Below are 20,462 nucleotides of genomic sequence, written 5' to 3' on the forward strand. Positions count from 1 at the left end.
TCAGCGGGCCGGGCCGTCCGGCCGGCCGGGCGCGGCCGGGGCGAGCGCGGTGACGAGGACCGCGACCATGGTCAGCGCCGCGCCGAGCAGGGTGGTGAGGCTCGGGTGGGAGGCCGTCGTGGGCCGCAGCACGTCCAGCAGCACGGCGCCGACGATCTGACCGGCGATGGTGGCCAGGCCGAGCAGCAGCACGCCGGTGAACCGGACGATCGCGGCGGCGATCGCGATGAACACGATCCCGATCGGCCCACCCAGGTAGAACCAGGGCTCGGTGGGCAGGTCGCCCGCCGGCCAGCCCCGGACCGCGACGTCGACGGCGAAGGTCGCCAGCAGGGCCGTCGTCCCGGCGGTGAAGTTGACCAGCGTGGCCGTCAGGGCGCTGCCGGAGGCCATCCGCACCCGGCCGTTGACCGCCTGCTGCCAGGCGATGGCCACTCCCGCGAGCAGCGGCAGCAGCGCCAGCCCGAGGGTGCCCGGGTCGCCGAGCCGGTCGCCGACGGCCAGCAGGACGGCGACCACGGTCAGCGCCGCGCCGGCCAGCCGCTGGGCGGTGACAGGCTGGCGCCCGTTCGGGCCGACCCCCGCCCGGTCGACGGCCAGGCTGCTGCCGGACTGGCCGGCGACCACCGCCACGGTGAACACGGCCACGCCCAGGGCGCCGATGGTCAGCCCCTGCGCGGCCACCAGCAGGGCGCCGCACACCCCGCCGAGGCACTGCCACGGCCGCAGCGTGCCGTCGGCGAGCGCGCCACGCAGGGCCACCAGTCCCCGCCGCCCACCGGGGGTGGCGGGAACCAGCACCAACAGCACCAGCAGGCCCACGCCGAACGAGACCACCGCGGCGGCGATCCCGTCGGACAGCCGTACGCCCAACTCACCGTTGATCCGGGACTGTACGGCCACGGCGACCCCGGAGGCGGTCGCGAGGCCCACGCCGGCGATCCGGCGGGTCGCCGAGGGGGCCGGCGGGGCCATCGTCCCGGTGGCTGTCACTCCTGCTCGGCCAGGGGGCGACCGTCGAAGTCCACCGCCGAGTAGAGGGCCAGCTTCTCCAGCCGGTGGTACGAGTCGATCACCCGGATCGTGCCGCTCTTCGAGCGCATCACGATCGACTGGGTGTACGCCCCACCGGCCCGGTAGCGGACCCCGCGCAGCAGGTCGCCGGAGGTGACCCCGGTCGCCACGAAGAAGCAGTTGTCGCCGGTGACGAGGTCGTCGGTGGTGAGCACCCGGTCCAGGTCGTGCCCGGCGGCGAGCGCCTTCTCCCGCTCCTCGGCGTCGCGCGGCCAGAGCTTGGCCTGCATCACCCCGCCCATGCACTTGAGGGCGCAGGCCGCGGTGATCCCCTCCGGGGTGCCGCCGATACCCATCAGCACGTCGACGTCCGACTCGCCGCGGGCGGCGGCGATGGCGCCCGCGATGTCGCCGTCGGAGATGAAGCGGATGCCTGCCCCGGCGCGCCGGATCTGCGCCACCAGGTCGTCGTGTCGGGGCCGGTCCAGGACGCAGACCGTCACCTCGGAGATGTCGGCGCCCTTGACCTTGGCGATCCGGCGCAGGTTGTCGGCCACCCCGGCGTTGATGTCCACGACGTCGGCGTAGACCGGGCCGACCGCGAGCTTCTCCATGTAGAACACGGCGCTCGGGTCGAACATGGCCCCGCGCTCGGCGACCGCGAGCACGGCCAGGGCGTTCGGCATGCCCTTGCTCATCAGCGTGGTGCCGTCGATCGGGTCGACCGCGACGTCCACCTCCGGCCCCGTGCCGTCGCCGACCTCCTCGCCGTTGAAGAGCATCGGCGCGTTGTCCTTCTCGCCCTCGCCGATCACCACGACGCCCCGCATGGGGATCGAGTTGATCAGCTTGCGCATCGCGTCGACGGCGGCCCCGTCGCCGCCCTCCTTGTCGCCCCGGCCGACCCAGCGGCCGGCGGCCATCGCCGCGGCCTCGGTGACCCGGACCAGGTCGAGGGCGAGGTTGCGGTCGAGATCCTGTGGGATCCGCGTCCTTGTGGTGTTGGTCATGACGGCTCCTCCTCGCGACGTTGCGGGGCGGCAGGGTGCGGCGTCGCCGCTGCCGGCTGTGTCGCTGATCCTCACACGATGGCTGACCGGGCGCCGTGCCGGGGCGGTGATGGCCCGGATACGGCCGGTCGGGCGGTGCGGGAAGATGGCGGGGTGGAACCCGCACAGCCTGCCGATCGCGTACCCGCCGACCAGACGCCGCCGGACGGTCAGCCGCCGGTCGACCCGACCCCGGCCGCCGCCGTGCCGGAGGGCGAGCCGGCGCTGGTGGAACCCCCCGCCGCCCCGGGCGCCGCGCCGGCCGGCGCGGCGGAGACGGGCGAGCTGCCCGCGCCGCCGCCCGCGGTCGACGCCCGCAAGTCGGAGCGGTCGCCGAAGGACATGGCGCTCTCGCTGCTCGTGCTGCTGATCCCGATCGCCCTGCTGCTCGCCTTCTACCGGGGGTTCCTCGGCGGCGACCAGCCGGTCACGGTCGACCCCGCGCCCGCCGTCGAGTCGGCCCGGGCCGCCAACGCGTTCCCGGTCAGCGAGCCGGTGGAGCTGGGCGACGGGTGGCGGACGGTCAACGCGACCTTCCAGAACGTCGAGGGCGGGGCGAGCCTGCGCCTCGGCTACCTCACCCCGGAGGGGCGGGGCGCCCAGCTGGTGCAGAGCAACGTGCCACCGGAGCGGCTGCTGCCCGCCGAGCTGACCGCCGAGGGGCAACCCCAGGGGCAGACCGACCTGGGCGGGCGCACCTGGCAGCGGTACACCGCCCGGGCCAACGAGCAGGCGCTGGTGCTGCTCGAACCGAACCGGACGGTGATCGTGGTCGGCGACGCCCGGGACAACGAGCTGCGACACCTGGCCGGGACGATCCGGTAGCGGCCGGCTGTCGAGGGCCCCCGGACGTCGGTCCCATCGGCTACGCTGCCCCGGCTCACCCCCGGCGACCGCGGTCGGCCGGGTGCTTACCGTTCTGCGAAGAGAGACAACAGTGAACATTCGACGGTGGAGCGTCGGCGTGCTCGCCGCCACCCTGCTCGTTCCCGGTCTGGCCGCCTGCAAGTCGGACGCCGCCGAGCCCGGCGCCGCCGGCTCGTCCGCGTCGTCGGCCCCGGCCGTCCCCGCCGACCCGAAGGAGGCGCTGCTCGCCTCCACCAAGGAGATCGAGAAGGGGAACTTCAACTTCACGATCGCCGGTGACGGCATCAGCGGCAAGGGCTCGGTGCACAAGCCCAGCAACAGCGCCCAGTTCACGATGAAGGCCGACGACGGCTCCGGCACCACCTTCGGCATGGAGATGATCTACATCGAGCCGGAGAGCTGGGTGAAGATCGACCTCGGCGAGCTGGGGGCGATGATCCCCGGCGCCGACAAGGTGAAGGACAAGTACCAGCACCTCGACCAGTCCAAGGTCAAGGACGCCGGCGAGCTCGGCCTCAACATGAAGGACGTGGACCCGGCCGGCGCTGCCGTGCTCGCCAAGGGCATCACGGAGGTGCAGAAGACCGGCGAGGGCAGCTACGCCGGCAAGCTCGACGCGTCCGCCGTGGGCGACGGCTCGGCCGCCCTGGACTCCGACATGGTCAAGGCGCTCGGCGCGCAGGCCAAGTCGCTGTCCTTCACCGCCAAGCTGGACGACCAGGGTCGGCTCACCGAGCTGGTCATCTCGGTCCCGGCGGCCGGTGAAACCAAGGCCCACGACATGACGGTCACCTACGCCGACTACGGCAACGCCACCACGCCGCAGAAGCCGGCGGCGGACAAGGTCGTCGAGGCCCCGGCCTCGACGTACGAGATGTTCAGTTAACACCGGCACGACGGAAGCGGGCGGCTCCGGCCGCCCGCTTCCGCGTTTCGGCGGTCACCCGACCGGGGCAACCGGACAGACCGGTGATTGTGCGACGCGGTGGCAGGGAACAACAGGGGAGCGGGCCCGCCCGGCCGCTCCGGCAGCCGCCCCCGGGCTCGCGCGACGTAGCCGACGCGGTGCGTCGCCCGGTTTCCGGCGCCGTCAGGTGCGTCGGGTGACCCACGTGGGAGACACGCATGACTCTTCGACGCCTGAGCGCCGGCCTGGTGGCCGCCGCGCTGTTCACTCCCGGTCTGGCCGCCTGCAATGCCAGCGGGACACCGGAGGCGGGCTCGTCCGCCTCCCCGTCCGTGTCGGCGTCCGGCACGGTGGCGGCCTCCGGCGCCGCGACCCCGGTCCCCGGCGACGCCAAGCAGGCGCTGCTGGCCTCCACCCGCGAGATCAGCAACGGCAACTTCCGGTTCACCATGTCCGGCGCCGGCTCCACCGCCGAGGGGCAGGTGCACGAGCCCAGCCAGAGCGCCGAGATGCGGGTGACGATCGGCCAGCCGACCGACGACCTGTTCATGAAGCTCGACCTCGTCCACGCCAAGCCGGACAGCTGGGTGAAGCTGGAACTCGGCGGCACGACCGCGGGCAGCCTGCCGGGCGTGCAGAAGCTGAACCTCGGCAAGTACCAGCACCTCGACCAGACCCGGATCAAGGGCAACCGGAACCTCGGCTTCGACTTCGACAAGGTCGACCCGGCGGGCAGCGAGGTGCTGACCCAGGGCATCACCGAGGTGCGGCAGACGGGCGAGGGCGCGTACGCCGGCACCATCGACGTGTCGAAGGCGGCGCAGGCGGGCTCGGTGGACCCGGCGGTGGTCACGGCCCTCGGGGCGCAGGCGAAGTCGGTGCCGTTCACCGCGAAGCTCGACCCGCAGGGGCGACTCAGCGAGATGGTCATCCAGATTCCGGCCGCCGGCCAGACGAAGGCGCAGGACATCCGGATCACCTACTCGGACTACGGCAACGCCGCCGCGGCGCGGAAGCCGCCGGCGGACCAGGTGGTCGAGGCACCGGCGGAGCTCTACAACCTGTTCAACTGACGCGCGCCGCGTCGATCATGGGGGTTCGTGGTGGGTGACGTTTGTCCCCACCACACCCATGATCGACGCGCGGGGACGTCAGGAGGCGGGCTCCTGCCGGGCGGCGTCGATCCGGGCGCGGGCGCCGTCGAGCCAGCGCTGGCAGACCTCGGCCAGCTTCTCGCCGCGCTCCCAGAGCGCCAGCGACTCCTCCAGCGTCGTGCCGCCGGCCTCCAGCCGCTCGACCACCGACGCCAGCTCGGCGCGGGCCTGCTCGTAGCTGAGGCGCTCGTCCTTCTTCTCGTCAGTCATCGCTGCCATCCCACCACATCGTGTCTGCCCTACCCGTTCAGCCGTCGACCGTGGCGGCCAGTTCGCCGTCGGCGAGCCGGACCCGCAGCGCGTCGCCCTTGCCCACCTCGGACGCGGCCCGAACGACGTGCCCGTCGGCCCGCTGGACGATTGCGTAACCCCGGTCGAGGGTGGCCGCCGGCGAGAGAGCACGCAGCCGGGCCAGGGTGTGTCGCAGGTCGTCGTCGGCGGCCGCGAGCCGGTGCTCCAGGCAGCGCCCGGCCCGTTGGCGGAGCCCGGTCAGGTCGGCGGCCCGCTGGTCGACCATCACCTGCGGGCGGGCCAGCACGGGCCGGGAGCGCAGCCCGTCGAGCCGGTGCGACTCGCGGTCGACGAGGTTGCGCACCGCGCGTTCCAGGCGGTGCCGGGCCTGCCGGATGAGGCGTACCTCCTCGGTGAGGTCGGGGACCACCCGCTTGGCCGCGTCGGTCGGCGTGGAGGCGCGCAGGTCGGCGACGTAGTCGACCAGTGGCGCGTCCGTCTCGTGGCCGATCGCGCTGACCACCGGCGTGCGGCAGGCGAACACCGCCCGGCAGAGCGCCTCGTCGGAGAAGGGGAGCAGATCCTCGATGCCGCCCCCGCCCCGGGCGATGATGATCACGTCGATGGTCGGGTCGGCGTCCAGCACCTTGAGTGCGTCGACGATCTGCGGGACCGCGCTCGGCCCCTGGACGGCCACGTTGACCGTGCGGAACTCCACGGCCGGCCAGCGCCGGCGGGCGTTGGTCAGCACGTCCCGCTCGGCGGCCGACGCGCGGCCGGTGATCAGCCCGATCCGGTTGGGCAGGAACGGCGGCCGGCGCTTGCGGGCCCGGTCGAAGAGCCCCTCGGCGGCGAGCAGCTTCTTGAGCTTCTCCAGCCGGGCCAGCAGCTCGCCGAGGCCGACCTGCCGGATCTCGTCGGCGCGCAGGCTGAGCGTGCCCCGGGCCGCGTAGAACTCCGGCTTGGCGTGCAGCACCACGCGGGCACCCTCGCGCAGCTCCGGCGCGCCGGCGTCGAGGACGTCCCGGTTGGTGGTGACGGTCAGGCTCAGGTCGGCCGACGGGTCCCGCAGGGTGAGGAAGACGGTGGTGGCGCCCGGCCGGCGGCTGATCTGCGCCACCTGCCCGTCGACCCACACCCAGCCCAGCCGGGCGATCCAGGCGCCGACCTTCTGGCTGACCACCCGGACCGGCCACGGCTCCTCGGACGTGCTCCGCCCCACCTCGCCTGTGCTCACCTGCCCACCCTACGGCCCGCCGTCCGGGCCCCGTTGATCATGAGGTTGTTGCCCTGCTGACGGCGTGTCGCGGGCAACAACCTCATGATCAACGAGGTGGGTCGGGGGTCGGGGGTGGGGTGCGGGGTGGCGGTCGCAGTCGGGGTTGCCGTCCGGGCGGCACGTACGATGGGCGGGTGACTCAGGCTGAAGCGACGTCCCGGACCGGCAAGCGCGTGCTCCTGGCCAAGCCCCGCGGCTACTGCGCGGGCGTGGACCGCGCGGTGCAGACCGTGGAGGAGGCGCTCAAGCTCTACGGCGCCCCGATCTACGTACGCAAGCAGATCGTGCACAACAAGCACGTCGTGCAGACCCTGGAGGCCAAGGGCGCGATCTTCGTGGAGGAGAACGAGGAGGTGCCGGAGGGCGCCACCGTCATCTTCTCCGCGCACGGGGTGGCGCCGGAGGTCTACGAGCAGGCCCGCACGCGCTCGCTCAAGGCGATCGACGCGACCTGCCCGCTGGTCACCAAGGTGCACCAGGAGGCGAAGCGGTTCGCCGCCGAGGACTACGACATCCTGCTCATCGGCCACGAGGGGCACGAGGAGGTCATCGGCACCTCCGGCGAGGCCCCGGAGCACATCCAGCTCGTGGACGGCCCCGAGGATGCCGACAAGATCACCGTCCGCGACCCGAACAAGGTCGTCTGGCTCTCCCAGACCACCCTCTCGGTCGACGAGACGCTGGAGACGGTGGCCCGGCTCAAGAAGCGGCTGCCGATGCTCCAGTCGCCCCCCAGCGACGACATCTGCTACGCCACCTCCAACCGGCAGCACGTGGTCAAGGAGATCGCGCCCGAGTGCGACGTGGTGATCGTCGTCGGCTCGCGCAACTCCTCCAACTCCGTACGCCTCGTCGAGGTCGCCCTGGACGCCGGGGCGCGGGCCGGTCACCTCGTCGACTTCGCACACGAGATCGACGACGCCTGGCTGGAGGGGGCGCGCACGGTCGGGCTGACCTCGGGCGCCAGCGTCCCGGACGAGCTGGTGCAGGAGGTGCTCGCCCACCTCGCCGCGCACGGGTTCACCGACGTGGACGAGGTGGTGACGGCCAACGAGCGGCTGACCTTCTCGCTGCCGCAGGAGCTCAAGCGGGACATGAAGGCCGCCGCGGCCCGCGGCTGACCCGGCAGGGAACGGCGCCGGGCTTCGCTGCGTCCGATACGGGTATGAGGACCTTTCGGCTCGCCGCCTCCGCGCTGGCCGTCTGCGTGGCGCTGAGCGCCTGCGGCGGTCAGAACGGTGCCGGCGGCATCCACACCCCCAGCCCGACGGGAGCCCCAGTGACCACGCCGCCCAGCCCGGATCCGACCACCCCCGGCGCGCCGCCGACCAGCGACGACGCGAGCGGTCCCGTCCTGCCCCCACCCACGAAGCGCCCGGGCCGGCCGACCTCGTCGCCGCCGGCGGGCGGCACCACGCTGACCGGGACGGTCACCCCCGGGGTCGAGCCCAACTGCCTGCTGCTCGGCAACTACCTGCTGATCGGCGGCCCGCGCGACGTGCTGAAGCCCGGCGCGAAGGTGACCGTCACCGGTCGGGTCCAGCCCGACCTGCTCACCACCTGCCAGCAGGGCACGCCCTTCCAGGTCGACACCGCCCGCCGCGGCTGAGCCACCATCCGCGCGCAGGCGGCGCGCCGGGTCCTCATCGCGGCGGGCGTCGTTGCGGGCGGGCAGCGGTGCCGCCGGGGTTGCCGGCGGGACTTCAGCGCGGGCCGGTCGCCGGCGGACTTCAGCGCGGGCCGGTTGCCGGCAGGTTTGGCGCGGGGCGCCGGTGGTCGGCGGGTTTGGCGCGGGCCGGTTCCCGGCGGGTTTGGCGCGGGGCGCCGGTGGTTGGTTAACTGCGCAGACCCGTCCCGCCGTGTGCCCTGTCGAGCTGCCCCACGGATAGGGGCAGGGCCGGCGGTGTCCGGCCCGCCGGGCCGCCGCCTCGAACCGGTCTCATGGACGGGGCAGCTCGACAGCGTGGCGTGGACAATGCCCCGAGGCCCGAGGCCCGAGGCCCGAGGCCCGAGGCCCGAGGCCCGAGGCCCGAGGCCCGCCGCCCGCCGCCCGATGCCGATTGGCCCTGGTCGGAGGCACGAACGGGCGGAGCCCGCCCCCGGGTGGGGGCGGGCTCCGGTGTTCCGGTGCGGGACGGGTCAGCTCACGGTGCCGATGGAGACGGCGCCGCGGCCGACGACCGCGCCCTCGGTGGTCACCACGGACAGCTCACCGAAGAGCGCCCGGCCGGCGGCCGGGGTCGCCTGGGCGGTCACCGTACCGGTCAGGGTGGCGGTGGCGCCGTTGGCGAGGGTGAGCGGGGTGGCCGGCGCCGAGAGGTTGCCCAGCGCCGCGGCGGAGAACGAGTCACGGTAGTCGTAGGCGGTGCTGCCACCGGCCCCGTCGACCGCGTAGCCGTCGACGACCACCCGGTAGGTGCCCGCCACGGGGTTGTTGATGGTCACGGCCTCCTCCGAGTCACCGTCGGCGGCCCGACCGACCTCCGTGGCGCCACGGAAGACGAAGAGGTCGAGGTCGGCGGCGGCGCTGGCCGGGTTGCCGATCCGGGCGGTGAAGCGGGTCGCCCCCGCCGGCACCTCCACGACGAACTCCTGCGTCGTGCCCTCGGCGATGGTCGGCCGCTCGGCGTGGACGCTGGAGAGCGGGCCGCCCTGGCCGGCCACCGCGACCGGGCCGAAGGTGTTGGCCAGCGACCAGGTCACCGGGGTCGCCGCACCGGCGGCAACCGACGGCAGCTCGATCACGGCCGGCTCGACCGCGACACCCTGCACCCGCGCCGTGAGCTGGTACGGGTTGTTCAGCGACGGCGAGGTCCGGCGGGACTCCACCTCGATCTCCCAGACCCCGGCGATCGGGTTCTGGTAGTCGCGCTCCTGCGGCTTGCAGGCGTTGGCGTCGGAGAAGTTGGTGTAGCAGGCGAGGCTGGAGGTGCTCTCCACCGGGACGCCGTACGGGTTGAACGCGATGAACCGCGTCTGCGAGCCGGTGGCGATGCCGGACAGGTTCACCTGGAGGGCACCGGTGCCCGGCGGCACCGTCACGAAGTACGAGGTGAAGCCGTTCCGGTCGACCGAGCCCTCGGCCGAGAAGGAGTAGTCAGGCTTCTGTACGTCGTTCGAGGCCACGACGACGGCGGAGACCTCGAAGTCGATGACGGAGGTGTGCGGGTCGTCGATCGTCATGATCGCGCCGTGCGCGCCGGAGGTGGCGGGCTTGGCGGTGACCGTGACGGTGACGGTCTTGTTCAGCGGGAGCGAGACGGTCTTCGGTGCCTTGAAGGTGCCGTCGTTGCCGCGCAGGCCCACCACGTGCTTCACGGTGCCGGCCGGCCCGCTGGTACGGGTGATTCCGACCTGGTAGGTCTTCGCCTGGCCGACCCGGTGCCCGCCGTCGGCCGAGCCGCAACGGTTGTAGACGCCGGTGCCCCGGTTCGGGGTGCCGAGCTGCCCGGAGAGCACGGTGCAGACCGGGGCGTCGGAGGTGTAGGAGCGGGTCTCCACGCCCTTGCGCAGCAGCTTCCACGCGCCCGCCACGTCGAACATGCCGTAGCCCTGGCCGTACGTCGGGACGTTCTTGATCGGCTTGGCCGACGAGTAGACGGCCCGGCGCAGCACGGCCGGGGTGACGCCCTTGTCGGTCGCCTTGGCGGCCGACAGCAGCAGGGCGGCGGCGCCGGCGGCCTGCGGGGAGGCCATCGAGGTGCCGTTCAGCATCGCGTAGCCCGGGGGCAGCGGGTAGCCGGCCTCGGGGACCGGGTTGCCGAGCTGCCAGGTCGGCGCGGTGGAGATGGCGGAGCCGGGCGCGGTGATGCTCGGCTTGACGCCGCCGTCCTCGCGCGGGCCACGGGAGGAGAAGTTGAACAGCGCGTTCTTCTGCTCCACCACCGAGCCGTAGTTGGCCAGCCAGGTGTCCTTGCTGATGCTCGCGGCGACGCTGACCACGTTGGCGGCCACCGACGGGTCGCCGATGGTGTTCAGGCCCGGGCCGGAGTTGCCGGCCGAGATGAACATCTGCACGCCGTAGGTGGTGATCAGGTTGTTGTAGAGCTCGGCGCGGGCGTTGTTGCCGTCGTTCAGCGCCGGCAGGCCGCCGATCGACATGTTGATCACGTCGACCTTGCGGTTGATCACCAGGTCGGCCATGCCGGTGGTGAGGGCGGCGTACGTGCAGCCGCCGCCCCACGAGCAGGCGCGGGCGGAGACGAGCTTGGCACCGGGCGCGGCACCGTCGAAGGCGCCGTTGCCGAGCATGTCGTTGGCGGCGGTGATGCCGGCGACGTGGGTGCCGTGGGTGCTCTCGACGATGCCGATGTTGACGTAGTCGACCAGGCCGGGGCCGCCGACGGGAGCGGTGTCCACGTCCTCGCGGTACTCCACGACGAACGGCATCCGCTCGGCGACGGGGGTCGCCGGGTTGTCGGTGCCGAAGTGGCCGACGTCGAACTTCTCCTTGTACGGCCGCATCAGGGCGTCGTCGGTGAAGTCGTTGTTCTGGTTGGTGTCGACCCAGATGTTGTGGGTGGCCGGGTCGTAGAGGATGCCGAAGGCGTCGGTCCGGTCCCCGTCGCGGTTGACGTCACCGGCCGGGTCGCTGTTCGTGGTCACCGACTCGGCGAACCGGTTGAACCGGTAGGTGCCGGCCGGGGCCTTCCAGGTCGCGCCGGCCGCGGTGAACGACGGGCCGGTCACCTCGGTGATCATGGCGCGCCAGGTGGCGTCCTCGAACGGGTCCGTCGCGGTGACCCAGTCGACGATCTTCCGCTCGCCGGTGGTGGTCTGCTGCAGCGCCGGGTGACCGAGGTCCACACCGGAGTCCATGATGCCGATCGTGACGCCGCGGCCGTCCCACTCCGGGTGCTGCTTCACGAACGAGACCGCGCCGGTCTCGTGCGTCGGCATGTACGGGTTGGCGGCCGGGGTGTCGGCGCCGGGGCCGGGCAGGGTCGCAGCCTGCTTCGCCGCCTTCTTGCCGGCGGGGGCCACCTCGGGCGCCGGGTCGGGGAGCTGGATGGTCTCGTCCAGGTCCACGGCGGAGACGCCGGGCAGCGTGGCCGCCTTCACCACCTTCGAGGTGGGGACCTTGGCCAGGATGTAGCCGATGCTGTCGTACCGCTCGGTGACCGCGGCGCCGAGCGCCTTGAGGTCGGCGGCGACGTCCTTCGCCTCGCCCTTCTCGGTGGCGACGATCAGCGTGACGGTCGGGGCCTTCTTCGCTTCCGCCTCGGCGAGCAGCTTGGCGTCGTGCGAGCCCAGGGCCTCGACGGGGGTGACCTGCGAGGTGTCGGGGGCGGCGGTGGATGCGGTGCTCGCGTTCGCGGCTCCGCCCGCGCCGGTCACGGCGCTGGCCGCCACGACCGACGCGAAGAGCGCGGCGGAGGTACGCCGGCTCAGGTTTCGGGGTTTGCTCACGTTCTCTTTCCTCCAGAGAACAGGGCCCTCAGATGCAGGGCACACGTGACCAAATCCTTCGTGGTGGCGCAGGTGGTGTCACTACCGGCGAGTTCGTTGTGACCACTTCGTGACGTGCGTAAATGCGCATTGTCACATCGGAGGTGGTACGAATCGGCCGTCAGTCCAGTGTCGACCCGCCGGTCGGCGCGTCGGCCGTGCCCAGCAGCTCCGGCGCCTGCGGCTGGCGGGGGGCCAGCTCGACCTGCGTCGGGGCGGCCAGCTCCTCGTCGGAGACCCCCAACTCGGCGAGCTTGCGGGCGCTGACCAGCACCCGGGCCTCCAGCGACCCCACCGCCCGGTTGTACGCGGTCACCGCCCCGCCCAGCGACGCGCCCAGCTTGCCGACGTGGTCGCCCAGTGTGGACAGCCGGCCGTACAGCTCGCGGGCCAGCGAGTGCACCGCCACCGCGTTGCGGGCCAGCGCCTCCTGCCGCCACGAGTAGGCGACGGTGCGCAGCAGCGCCACCAGGGTGGCCGGCGTCGCCAGCACCACGTTGCGGGCGAACGCGTGCTCCAGCAGCGTCGGGTCGCGCTGCAACGCGACGTCGAGGAACGGGTCGGCCGGCACGAAGAGCACCACGAACTCCGGCGTACTGTCGAACGCGGCCCAGTAGGACTTGGCGGCCAGCGCGTCGACGTGTGCCCGCAGGTGCCGCGCGTGTGCGTCGAGGTGGGTGTCGCGGCCCCGCTCGTCGCGGGCCTCCATCGCGGTCAGGTAGGCGTCGAAGGGCGCCTTGGCGTCTACCACCACCGACCGGCCCCCGTGCAGCCGGACCACCAGGTCGGGGCGGACCCCCTGGTGGTCGGTGGCGGCGGTGACCTGCTCGGAGAAGTCGCAGTGCTCCAGCATGCCGGCCGCCTCCACGATCCGGCGCAGCTGGTGCTCGCCCCAGCGGCCCCGCACCTGCGGCGCCCGCAGCGCCGCCACCAACTGCTTGGTCTCGGTGCGCAGCTCGCCGGAGACGGTGCTCATCGTGCGGACCTGTTCGCGCAGCTCGGCGTAGGCGTCGACCCGGTCCCGCTCCAGCTCGGCCACCCGTTGCTCGTATCGGCGCAGCGTCTCGTGCAGCGGGGCCACCGCTCGGGCGACGGCCTCCTGGGACTGCGCGGTCGCCTCGTAGCTGAGCGCCCGCATGGACTGCTCCAGCCGGCCCTCGCCCTCCCGGGTGGCCCGCAGCGTGGCGTCCAGCCGGGCGATGTCGGTGGCCGAGCGGGCCCGGGCGGCGTACCAGCCCACCGCGCCTCCGGCGGCGAGGCAGACGACCACCACGGCCAGCGTCGAGAAGTCCACCACCGGAGCTTGCCAGACGCGTACGGCCGGACCGGCCCGGGTACGTTCGTGCCATGGAAATTCTGCTGGTGGTGATCCTGGCGGCGCTGCTGGTGGGCGCGTTCGTCTGGTGGCGGCGGGAGCGTGCCGCCCGGGAGGCGCGGAGCCTGGCCGACGTGCGGGCCGACGCCCAGCGTTGGTACGAGCGCCTGGGCGGACAGGTGATGAACCTGCACGGCGACCACCCGGCGGTCCGCCAGGCGCTGGTCGACGCGGGCGAGCGCTACAACGCGGCCGGCGGCCAGCTCGAACAGGCCCGGACCGTCCAGCAGTACCGCCTGGCCCGGGAGACCGCGCTGGAGGGGCTGACGTACGCCCGGGCCGCCCGGGTGGCGCTCGGCATCGACCCCGGCCCCGAGCTGCCCCCGCTGGCCGCCGCGCAGGGCGCCGGCGAGCTGACCCGGGAGCGGCAGGTCGACGTGCGGGGGCAGACGTTCAAGGCGGGCCCGCAGCCGGGCCGGGACACGCCCTACTACTACCCGGGCGGGCGCTACCAGGGCCGGCCGGTGCCGGCGGGCTGGTACTCCACGCCGTGGTGGAAGACCGCGCTGGGCGCGGGGGCGGGCGTGGTCGGCGGCCTGTTGATCGCCGACGCGCTCTTCTCGCCGGCCTTCGCCGACCCGGGCTACGGCTACGCGGCCGGCTACGAGGAGGGCTTCGGTGACGGCGCCGACTACGGCGACCAGCCCGGCGATTTCGGCGGCGGGGACTTCGGCGGCGGCGATTTCGGCGGCGGCGATTTCGGCGGTGGCGATTTCGGTGGTGGCGGCGACTAGTGAGCTCCCGCCGGTCGCCGTGTTAGGAAGGGCACCTTGCTATACAAAATCCGTTAACAAGGTGCCCTTCCTTACACCTCAGCCGGTGTTGCGCATGCCGGCGGCGATGCCGTTGACCGTGGTCAGCAGGGCACGCTCCAGCGCGGTGCCGTCGCTCGGGGCCCGTCGGCCGCCCGGCGCGGTCGCCAACGCCCGGCCCGCCGCCCCGGACTCCCGGTACTGGCGCAGCAGGGCGACCTGGAGGTGGTGCAGCGGCTCCAGGTAGGTGTCGCGGACGGCCAGGGTGCGCTGGAGCACCGGGGAGCCCTCCAGCAGGGCGGGCGAGGCGGTCACCGCCAGCACCTCCTGCTTGGTCAGCTCGTACTCCTGCTCGATCTTGTGGAAGATCGGGTGCAGCTTCTTCGGCACCAGCGTCTCGACGTACCGGCGGGCGATGCTCAGGTCGGTCTTGGTGAGCATCATCTCCACGTTGGACAGGAACGTGCGGAAGAAGTGCCAGTTGCGGTGCATCTCGGCCAGCACGTCCTCCAGCCCCGCCGCCCGCGCCGCGGCCAGCCCGGAGCCGACCCCGAACCAGCCGGGCACGATCTGCCGGGTCTGGGTCCAGCCGAACACCCACGGGATGGCGCGCAGGCCGCCGAGCCCGGCCCCGGTGTTGGGTCGCTTCGCCGGACGGGAGCCGATGTTCAGCGCCCCGAGCAGCTCGGTCGGCGTGGACGCCCAGAAGTACGCGGGCAGGTCCGGGTCCTCGACCAGTGACCGGTACGACCGGAAGGCCGAGTCGGAGACCAACTCCATCGTCGCGTCCCAGCGTTCCAGCATCTCGGCGGGCTGCCGGGGTGCGGTGTGCAGCAGCGTGGCCTGGAGCACCGCGGCCAGGGTCAGCTCCAGGTTCTCCCGGGCCAGCGACGGCAGCGAGTACTTGTCGGAGATGACCTCGCCCTGCTCGGTCACCTTGATCGCGCCGTCCAGCGTGCCGTACGGCTGGGCCAGGATCGCCTCGTGCGTCGGCCCGCCGCCGCGCCCGACCGTGCCGCCGCGGCCGTGGAAGAGGCGCAGGTGCACGCCGTGCCGGGCGGCCACGTCGCGCAGCGCGCGCTGGGCCCGGTGGATGGACCACTGGCTGGTGGTGATGCCGGCCTCCTTGTTGGAGTCGGAGTAGCCCAGCATCACCTCCTGCACGTCGCCCCGCGCGGCGACCAGCGCCCGGTAGGCCGGCAGGGACAGCAGTTCGTCGAGCAGCTCGCCGCCCGAGTTCAGCTCGCTCGGGGTCTCCAGCAGCGGCACGAACCCGATCCGGGACCGGCCGCTGTGCACGTCGACCAGGCCGGCCTCGCGGGCCAGCACCACTGCGGCGAGCACGTCGTCCACCCCGAGGGTCATCGAGATGATGTACGACTCGATGACCTCCGCGCCGAACCGGTCCTGCGCCTCACGGATGGTGCCGAAGACGTCGAACGTCTTGCGTGTCGCCTCGGTCAGCGGCGTGTCCAGCGTGGACAGGGGTCGGCGGCCGGCCAGCTCGTCGGCGAGCAGCTTGGTCCGCTCGAGGCGGCTCAGCGAGGGGTAGTCGGAGACCTCGCCGACGGCCGCGTAGAGCTGGGCCAGCACCGCGTGGTGGGCCTCGGCGTGCTCCCGCACGTCCATGGTCGCCAGGTGCAGCCCGAACGCGGAGACCGTGCGGATGGTGGAGGCGAGCCGGCCCACGGCGGTGAGCTGGCCGGAGTTGCGGGCCAGCGAGGCGCGCAGCAGCTCCAGGTCGGCGATCAGCTCGGCCGAGCCGCGGTAGTCCCGGCCGGGCACGTGCGCGGTGCCCTGCCGCAGCCGCTGCCGGGTGTTGGCCAGCTTCGCCTTCACGCAGCGGGCCTTGAGCCGGTAGGGCTCCTCGGCGTTGACCCGGCGGAACCGGGGCGCCACCTCGGGCAGCGCGTCCAGGTCGGCGGCGAGGCTGGCGGAGAGGTCCAGCGACACCCCGCGCAGCCGCCGGGACACCGACACCTCGTTGATCAGGTGGTCCATCGCCTTCTCGGTGGCCTCGATGCCGTGCTCGTGCTGGATGGTCAGCACCTCGCGGGTCACGGTCGGGGTGACGAACGGATTGCCGTCGCGGTCGCCGCCGATCCAGGTGCCGAAGGTCAGCGGCCGGGCGGTCGGGGAGGTCTCCACGCCGAGGGTGCGCAGCGTGTCGGCGAGGTCGTCGAGCACCTGCGGCGCCGCCTCGGCGTAGAGGTCGCGCAGGTAGTAGATGGCGTTGCGGGCCTCGTCGGTCGGGTCGGGCCGGTCCAGCCGCAGCTCGTCGGTCTGCCACATCAGGTCGAGCAGCTCGGCGAGGCGGCGGTTGGCCGGGCCCTCGTCGCTGGCGCCGTAGAGGATCGCGTTGGCGGTCTCGGTGTCCAGTTCGTCGGCGATCGCGCGCAGCTTGGACAGGATCGACCGGCGGGCCGCCTCGGTCGGGTGGGCGGTGAAGACCGGGCGTACCGCCAGCCGCCGCGCCGCCGCGGCGATCTCCTCGGCCGGCACCCCGCGCTCGGCGATCATCTTGGCCGCCTGGTCCAGCCAGCCGCCCTGGACGGCCCGGCGGCGGCGCAGGTCCCGGGCCCGGTGCACCTGCTCGGTGATGTTGGCCAGGTGGAAGTAGGTGGAGAAGGCGCGGGCCAGCTTGGTGCCGGTGGTGACGTCGAGGCCGGCGAGACGCTGGGCGGCGCTCAGGGCGTCGGAGCGGACCAGCGCGCGGATCTCCTCGACCAGGTCGAGCAGCGGTCGACCCTCCTGGCGGGCGAGGGTCTGCCCGAGCAGGGTGCCGAGGCGGCGGATGTCGGCTCGCAACGCGGCGTCGGGGCCGTCGTGGTCGTGCTGGTCGCTCACGGGGCGCTCCTTACGTGAGTACGAAGGACAGCGCTGTCCGATCCCCTGGATCGTATCCACGACGACCCCGCCGTCAGGAGGGGGTCCCGATTTCGTCCCATTCCTCAGTCCGTTGGAGACGCGGGGCGCCCGGCATGGCGGGGCGCCGCCCGCCGGCCCCGGACCAGGCTGGCGGTGAGCAGCCCGGCCGCGCCGAGGACGCACCACAGGGCGAGCCCGGTCACGGCCCAGCCGGTCGACCGGCGGTCGAAGTAGACGACGGACTTTAGCAGGTCGGTGGCCAGTCCCGGCACGTTCCACCGGTGCATTCCGCGCAGCCAGGTGGGGAGGAACTCGGGGGCGTAGATGCCGCCGGAGCCCGGGTTGCCGAGCACCACCAGCAGCAGGATCACCAGCCCGGTGCCGAGCAGCCCCAGCCAGCCCTGCACGGCGGAGGCGACCATCGCCGCCGCGAACACCGCCAGCGTCCCGGTGGCGGCGACGCCCACCAGGTCGTGGTCCCAGACGCCGAGGACCGGGCCGACCACGACCGCGCCGAGGGCCCCGAGCACCAGGCTGTACGCCGCCAGCGCGGCGATCCGCAGCCCGGCGCGGCGTGGTCCGCGCGGCGCGGTGCCGTTGCCGAGGCCGAGGACGGTGGAGGCGAGGTAGCCGCCGAGGACGTACCCGACGGCCAGGTAGAACGGGACCAGCCCGCGGGGGTCGGTCCCGGCCACCGGCACCTCGTCGGTCACCCGCAGCGGGAGTTCGGCCTGCCGCGCGGCGGTGGAGAGCACCTGCGCGACGACGTCGGCCGCGGCGGGCGAGGCGGCGCTGGCGGTGGTCAGGGCCAGCCCGCCCTCGGCCGTGGCGGCGAGCACGCCGTACACCTCGCGGGTGGTCAGGCCGTCGTCGGCGGCGCCCGGGTCGTCGTACTCGACGGGTTTGATCTTGTCGGTCTGGTTGCGTACGGCGTCGAGGAGGGCCTGCGCCTTCTGGTCGCCGCGCACCACCCCGACGGGCACGTCGCGCGGGGTCGGCTGGTGCAGCGCGCCGACGTAGGCGGCGATGAACGCGGTGGCGAGCGCGAGGGTGCCGAGCAGCAGCCCCACGGTCCGCAGCCGGTTGCGCGCCCCCTCGTCCACGCCGCCAGCCTAGGGCGGCTTTCGGGGCTTTCGTCGCGGTTATTCGGGCGGAAACCGTTCGACTGACCCGATAGCGTCCGATCATGACGTCGCCGAACTATCCCCCGAAACCCCGCCCCGGCGACCGGGTCGCGGTCGTCTCGCCCTCCGCCGGCCTGCCCGCGATCTTCCCCCACGTGTACGAGCTGGGGCTGCGCCGGCTGCGCGAGGAGTTCGGCCTGGAGCCGGTGGAGTACCCGACGACCCGGGTGATGGACGCCGACCCGCGCGACCGGGCGCGGGACCTGACCGCCGCCTTCGCCGACCCGACGATCACCGCCGTGCTCGCCACGATCGGCGGGGACGACCTGATCACGGTCACCCCGCACCTGGACGACGCGGTGCTGCGGGCCAACCCGAAGCCGTACTTCGGGTACTCCGACAACACGAACGTGCTCAACCACCTGCACCGGCTGGGGATCGTGGCCTACCACGGCGGGTCGGTGCTGGTGCACCTCGGCCGAGCCGGCAGGCCGCACCCGCTGACGTTCGACTCGCTGCGCGCCGCCCTCTTCACCTCCGGCTGGTACGACCTGACGCCCGCGCCGGAGTGGGGCGACCGGCCGAACGACTGGCGGGACCCGGCGTCGCTGGCCCACGAGCCGGAGATGCTGCCGGGGGAGGGCTGGCGCTGGCAGGGGCCGACGACCGTGGTCGAGGGGCGCACCTGGGGCGGCAACCTGGAGATCCTGCACTCGCTGATGGCGACCGACCGGGTGCCGCCGGCCGGCGAACTGGCCGAGTCGGTGTTGATCGTCGAGACGTCGGAGGAGATGCCCTCGGCGACCGAGGTGTTCCGGATCCTGCGCGACATGGGCGAGCGGGGCCTGCTCGCCGCGTTCCCGGCGGTGCTGGTCGGCCGGGCGAAGGCGTGGGACTTCGAGCGGCCGCACACCGTCGACGAGCGGCGGGCGTGGGCCGACGCCCAGCGGGCGGCGGTCGCCCGGGCGCTCGCCGCCTACCACCCGGACGCGGTGGTGGTGTTCGACGTCGACCTCGGCCACACCGACCCGCAGCTGATCGTCCCGTACGGCGGCGAGATCCGGGTGGACGCGGTCGAGCGCCGGATCTCGGTGCGCTACTGACCACCCGCCGCTGTCGGCGCTCGCTCGGTGGAACGTCACGGGTGTCAACGAACCGTCCTGACACCCATGGCGTTCCACCGAAGCCGCCCGCCCGCCCGTGTGCGGGCCGGGCCGGGCCGGGCGAGGTCAGGCCGGGACGACGGCGAAGGCGCGGACGGGGAAGGTGCCCATCCCGGCGACCATCGGCGGAGCGGCGGTGAACCGGAAACCGCTCGGGGGCAGGGCGTCGAGGCCGGTCAGGTGCTCCACGATCGGGACACCGGCCGCCAGCAGCGTGCTGTGCGTCGGGCGTTCGCCGGCGGCGGCCGGGCTCATGTCGTCGATGTTGATCGAGTCGATGCCGACCAGGGCGGCGCCCGCCTCGACCAGGGCCCGGGCGCCCTCCCCGGTGAGGTGGGGCGCCTCCGGCGCGCTGTACCGGTCGGTGCCGAAGTGCGCGTCCCAGCCGGTGTGCAGCAGCACCGCCCGCCCGGCGACGTCGTACGGGGCCAGCATCAGCCGGTCGATCGCGCGGGTGCCGGCCGGCACCCGGACCACGGTGCCGGGCAGGTCGGCGAGGCGGTCCAGCGGCGTGCCGGCGAGGTCGGCGCCCTCGGCGTAGCGGTGCGCGGGGGTGTCCAGGTACGTGCCGGTGTTGGCGATCATGTCGATCCGCCCCACCTGGAACTCGGTGCCCGGGGCGTAGTTCGCCCGGGACGCGTCGCGGGTCAGCCACTCGCTGATCCGCGGGGCTGGCCAGCCCGGCAGGGTGGTCATCCCGTCGGTGACCACGTGGCTCAGCTCGACCAGCCGCCGCCCGTCCGCGCCGCCCGGGCCGGCCGCACTGTCCGGATCGGCCGCGCCGTCCGGGCCGGTCAGGCCCCGGCCGCCCTTGTGCGGCTCCTCGATGATCGTCTTGTCGCTGATCCGCACCTCGGCCACCATCAGCAGCCCGAGGTGCCGGACGAACAGCGCCGCCAGCTCGTCGTCGCCGATCTCCCGGCCGGGGATGTCGAGCCGGAACCCGTCGGTCCGCAGCCCGCCGCCGTTGGCGAAGGTGACCTCCGCGTCGAACTGTGCCCGCCACTGACTGCTCATGATCGAAGCCGACCACGCCGGCGCCGCCCCGGTCAAGATCCGCTCCCGATCGGCGCTGCCCTGGTCAAGATCCGGTCCCGATCGGCGCTGCCCTGGTCAAGATCCGGTCCTGCCCGGGGCCGGCCCGGGTCGGGATCGGGGTTCCACGCCAGGCGCCGCCGTCGGCTCTGGGCGAGATTGTCCCCGCCGCGAGATAGGCTGGCGGGCGTGCACC

At 73.4% G+C, this 20,462-nt stretch carries 16 protein-coding genes; 7 read left to right on the forward strand and 9 right to left on the reverse strand.

What is annotated here, in order from left to right:
* Positions 1-975, reverse strand: a complete 975-nt coding sequence (locus ACZ6Q9_RS09970) for a DMT family transporter (RefSeq protein WP_393453649.1) — start codon at positions 973-975, stop codon at positions 1-3.
* Between the two features lie 14 nt (positions 976-989).
* Positions 990-2,024 carry a class II fructose-bisphosphatase gene (glpX, locus tag ACZ6Q9_RS09975; RefSeq protein ID WP_357692224.1) on the reverse strand — a complete coding sequence of 345 codons (1,035 nt, stop codon included), beginning with the start codon at positions 2,022-2,024 and terminating at the stop codon, positions 990-992.
* A 153-nt stretch (positions 2,025-2,177) separates the two neighbouring features.
* Between glpX and ACZ6Q9_RS09980 the strand changes: the two genes are divergently transcribed.
* The 3 genes from ACZ6Q9_RS09980 (at position 2,178) to ACZ6Q9_RS09990 (ending at position 4,910) form a co-directional block, all read left to right on the forward strand.
* Complete coding sequence (locus tag ACZ6Q9_RS09980) at positions 2,178-2,888, forward strand: DUF4245 domain-containing protein (protein ID WP_393452695.1); 711 nt, start codon at positions 2,178-2,180, stop codon at positions 2,886-2,888.
* Positions 2,889-3,000: 112 nt separating this feature from the next.
* Positions 3,001-3,816, forward strand: coding sequence for a hypothetical protein (locus ACZ6Q9_RS09985; protein WP_393258589.1), 816 nt, complete (start codon positions 3,001-3,003; stop codon positions 3,814-3,816).
* 239 nt (positions 3,817-4,055) lie between these two features.
* Entirely contained in the window at positions 4,056-4,910 is an 855-nt protein-coding gene (locus tag ACZ6Q9_RS09990; RefSeq protein ID WP_393258592.1) for a hypothetical protein, read from the forward strand.
* A 78-nt stretch (positions 4,911-4,988) separates the two neighbouring features.
* Here the strand turns inward: ACZ6Q9_RS09990 and ACZ6Q9_RS09995 are convergent, their stop codons facing one another.
* Both ACZ6Q9_RS09995 and xseA read right to left on the reverse strand, forming a co-directional pair.
* On the reverse strand, positions 4,989-5,201 hold the full coding sequence (locus ACZ6Q9_RS09995) for an exodeoxyribonuclease VII small subunit (protein ID WP_350678613.1): 213 nt from the start codon (positions 5,199-5,201) through the stop codon (positions 4,989-4,991).
* A gap of 37 nt (positions 5,202-5,238) precedes the next feature.
* Entirely contained in the window at positions 5,239-6,459 is a 1,221-nt protein-coding gene (gene xseA / locus ACZ6Q9_RS10000) for an exodeoxyribonuclease VII large subunit (RefSeq protein ID WP_393452692.1), read from the reverse strand.
* Between the two features lie 176 nt (positions 6,460-6,635).
* Here xseA and ACZ6Q9_RS10005 point away from each other — a divergent pair, with 176 nt between their 5' ends.
* Together ACZ6Q9_RS10005 and ACZ6Q9_RS10010 are read left to right on the forward strand one after the other, a co-directional pair.
* The gene (locus tag ACZ6Q9_RS10005; protein ID WP_363705064.1) at positions 6,636-7,622 is read left to right on the forward strand and encodes a 4-hydroxy-3-methylbut-2-enyl diphosphate reductase; all 987 of its coding nucleotides are present in this window, start codon (positions 6,636-6,638) and stop codon (positions 7,620-7,622) included.
* Positions 7,623-7,666: 44 nt separating this feature from the next.
* Complete coding sequence (locus ACZ6Q9_RS10010; protein WP_396828995.1) at positions 7,667-8,110, forward strand: hypothetical protein; 444 nt, start codon at positions 7,667-7,669, stop codon at positions 8,108-8,110.
* A 530-nt stretch (positions 8,111-8,640) separates the two neighbouring features.
* On the opposite strand, the gene ACZ6Q9_RS10015 is transcribed toward ACZ6Q9_RS10010, so the two are convergent.
* Positions 8,641-11,910: a S8 family serine peptidase gene (locus tag ACZ6Q9_RS10015; RefSeq protein WP_396828994.1), complete on the reverse strand. Its 3,270-nt coding sequence runs from the start codon at positions 11,908-11,910 to the stop codon at positions 8,641-8,643.
* 160 nt (positions 11,911-12,070) lie between these two features.
* Positions 12,071-13,243, reverse strand: coding sequence for a DNA recombination protein RmuC (locus ACZ6Q9_RS10020; protein WP_393258604.1), 1,173 nt, complete (start codon positions 13,241-13,243; stop codon positions 12,071-12,073).
* A gap of 53 nt (positions 13,244-13,296) precedes the next feature.
* Between ACZ6Q9_RS10020 and ACZ6Q9_RS10025 the strand changes: the two genes are divergently transcribed.
* Positions 13,297-14,058, forward strand: a complete 762-nt coding sequence (locus ACZ6Q9_RS10025) for a hypothetical protein (RefSeq protein WP_396828993.1) — start codon at positions 13,297-13,299, stop codon at positions 14,056-14,058.
* Positions 14,059-14,136: 78 nt separating this feature from the next.
* Here ACZ6Q9_RS10025 and ppc read toward each other — a convergent pair whose 3' ends face one another.
* Positions 14,137-16,923 carry a phosphoenolpyruvate carboxylase gene (gene ppc, locus ACZ6Q9_RS10030; RefSeq protein ID WP_396828992.1) on the reverse strand — a complete coding sequence of 929 codons (2,787 nt, stop codon included), beginning with the start codon at positions 16,921-16,923 and terminating at the stop codon, positions 14,137-14,139.
* Between the two features lie 104 nt (positions 16,924-17,027).
* The gene (locus tag ACZ6Q9_RS10035; RefSeq protein WP_393258611.1) at positions 17,028-18,047 is read right to left on the reverse strand and encodes a hypothetical protein; all 1,020 of its coding nucleotides are present in this window, start codon (positions 18,045-18,047) and stop codon (positions 17,028-17,030) included.
* Between the two features lie 83 nt (positions 18,048-18,130).
* Between ACZ6Q9_RS10035 and ACZ6Q9_RS10040 the strand changes: the two genes are divergently transcribed.
* Positions 18,131-19,171 carry a S66 peptidase family protein gene (locus tag ACZ6Q9_RS10040; RefSeq protein WP_396828991.1) on the forward strand — a complete coding sequence of 347 codons (1,041 nt, stop codon included), beginning with the start codon at positions 18,131-18,133 and terminating at the stop codon, positions 19,169-19,171.
* 126 nt (positions 19,172-19,297) lie between these two features.
* Here ACZ6Q9_RS10040 and ACZ6Q9_RS10045 read toward each other — a convergent pair whose 3' ends face one another.
* Positions 19,298-20,248, reverse strand: coding sequence for a cyclase family protein (locus ACZ6Q9_RS10045; protein ID WP_396828990.1), 951 nt, complete (start codon positions 20,246-20,248; stop codon positions 19,298-19,300).
* Positions 20,249-20,462 lie beyond the last annotated feature (214 nt).

This window comes from Micromonospora sp. NPDC049139 (genome assembly GCF_055586845.1).

Coding starts and splice junctions, on each gene's coding strand:
- ACZ6Q9_RS09995 (WP_350678613.1), bottom strand. CDS start 5,201: ATGACTGACGAGAAGAAGGACGAGCGCCTCAGCTACGAGCAGGCCCGC.
- ACZ6Q9_RS10010 (WP_396828995.1), top strand. CDS start 7,667: ATGAGGACCTTTCGGCTCGCCGCCTCCGCGCTGGCCGTCTGCGTGGCG.
- ACZ6Q9_RS09990 (WP_393258592.1), top strand. CDS start 4,056: ATGACTCTTCGACGCCTGAGCGCCGGCCTGGTGGCCGCCGCGCTGTTC.
- ACZ6Q9_RS10025 (WP_396828993.1), top strand. CDS start 13,297: ATGGAAATTCTGCTGGTGGTGATCCTGGCGGCGCTGCTGGTGGGCGCG.
- ACZ6Q9_RS10040 (WP_396828991.1), top strand. CDS start 18,131: ATGACGTCGCCGAACTATCCCCCGAAACCCCGCCCCGGCGACCGGGTC.
- ACZ6Q9_RS09970 (WP_393453649.1), bottom strand. CDS start 975: ATGGCCCCGCCGGCCCCCTCGGCGACCCGCCGGATCGCCGGCGTGGGC.
- glpX (WP_357692224.1), bottom strand. CDS start 2,024: ATGACCAACACCACAAGGACGCGGATCCCACAGGATCTCGACCGCAAC.
- ACZ6Q9_RS10045 (WP_396828990.1), bottom strand. CDS start 20,248: ATGAGCAGTCAGTGGCGGGCACAGTTCGACGCGGAGGTCACCTTCGCC.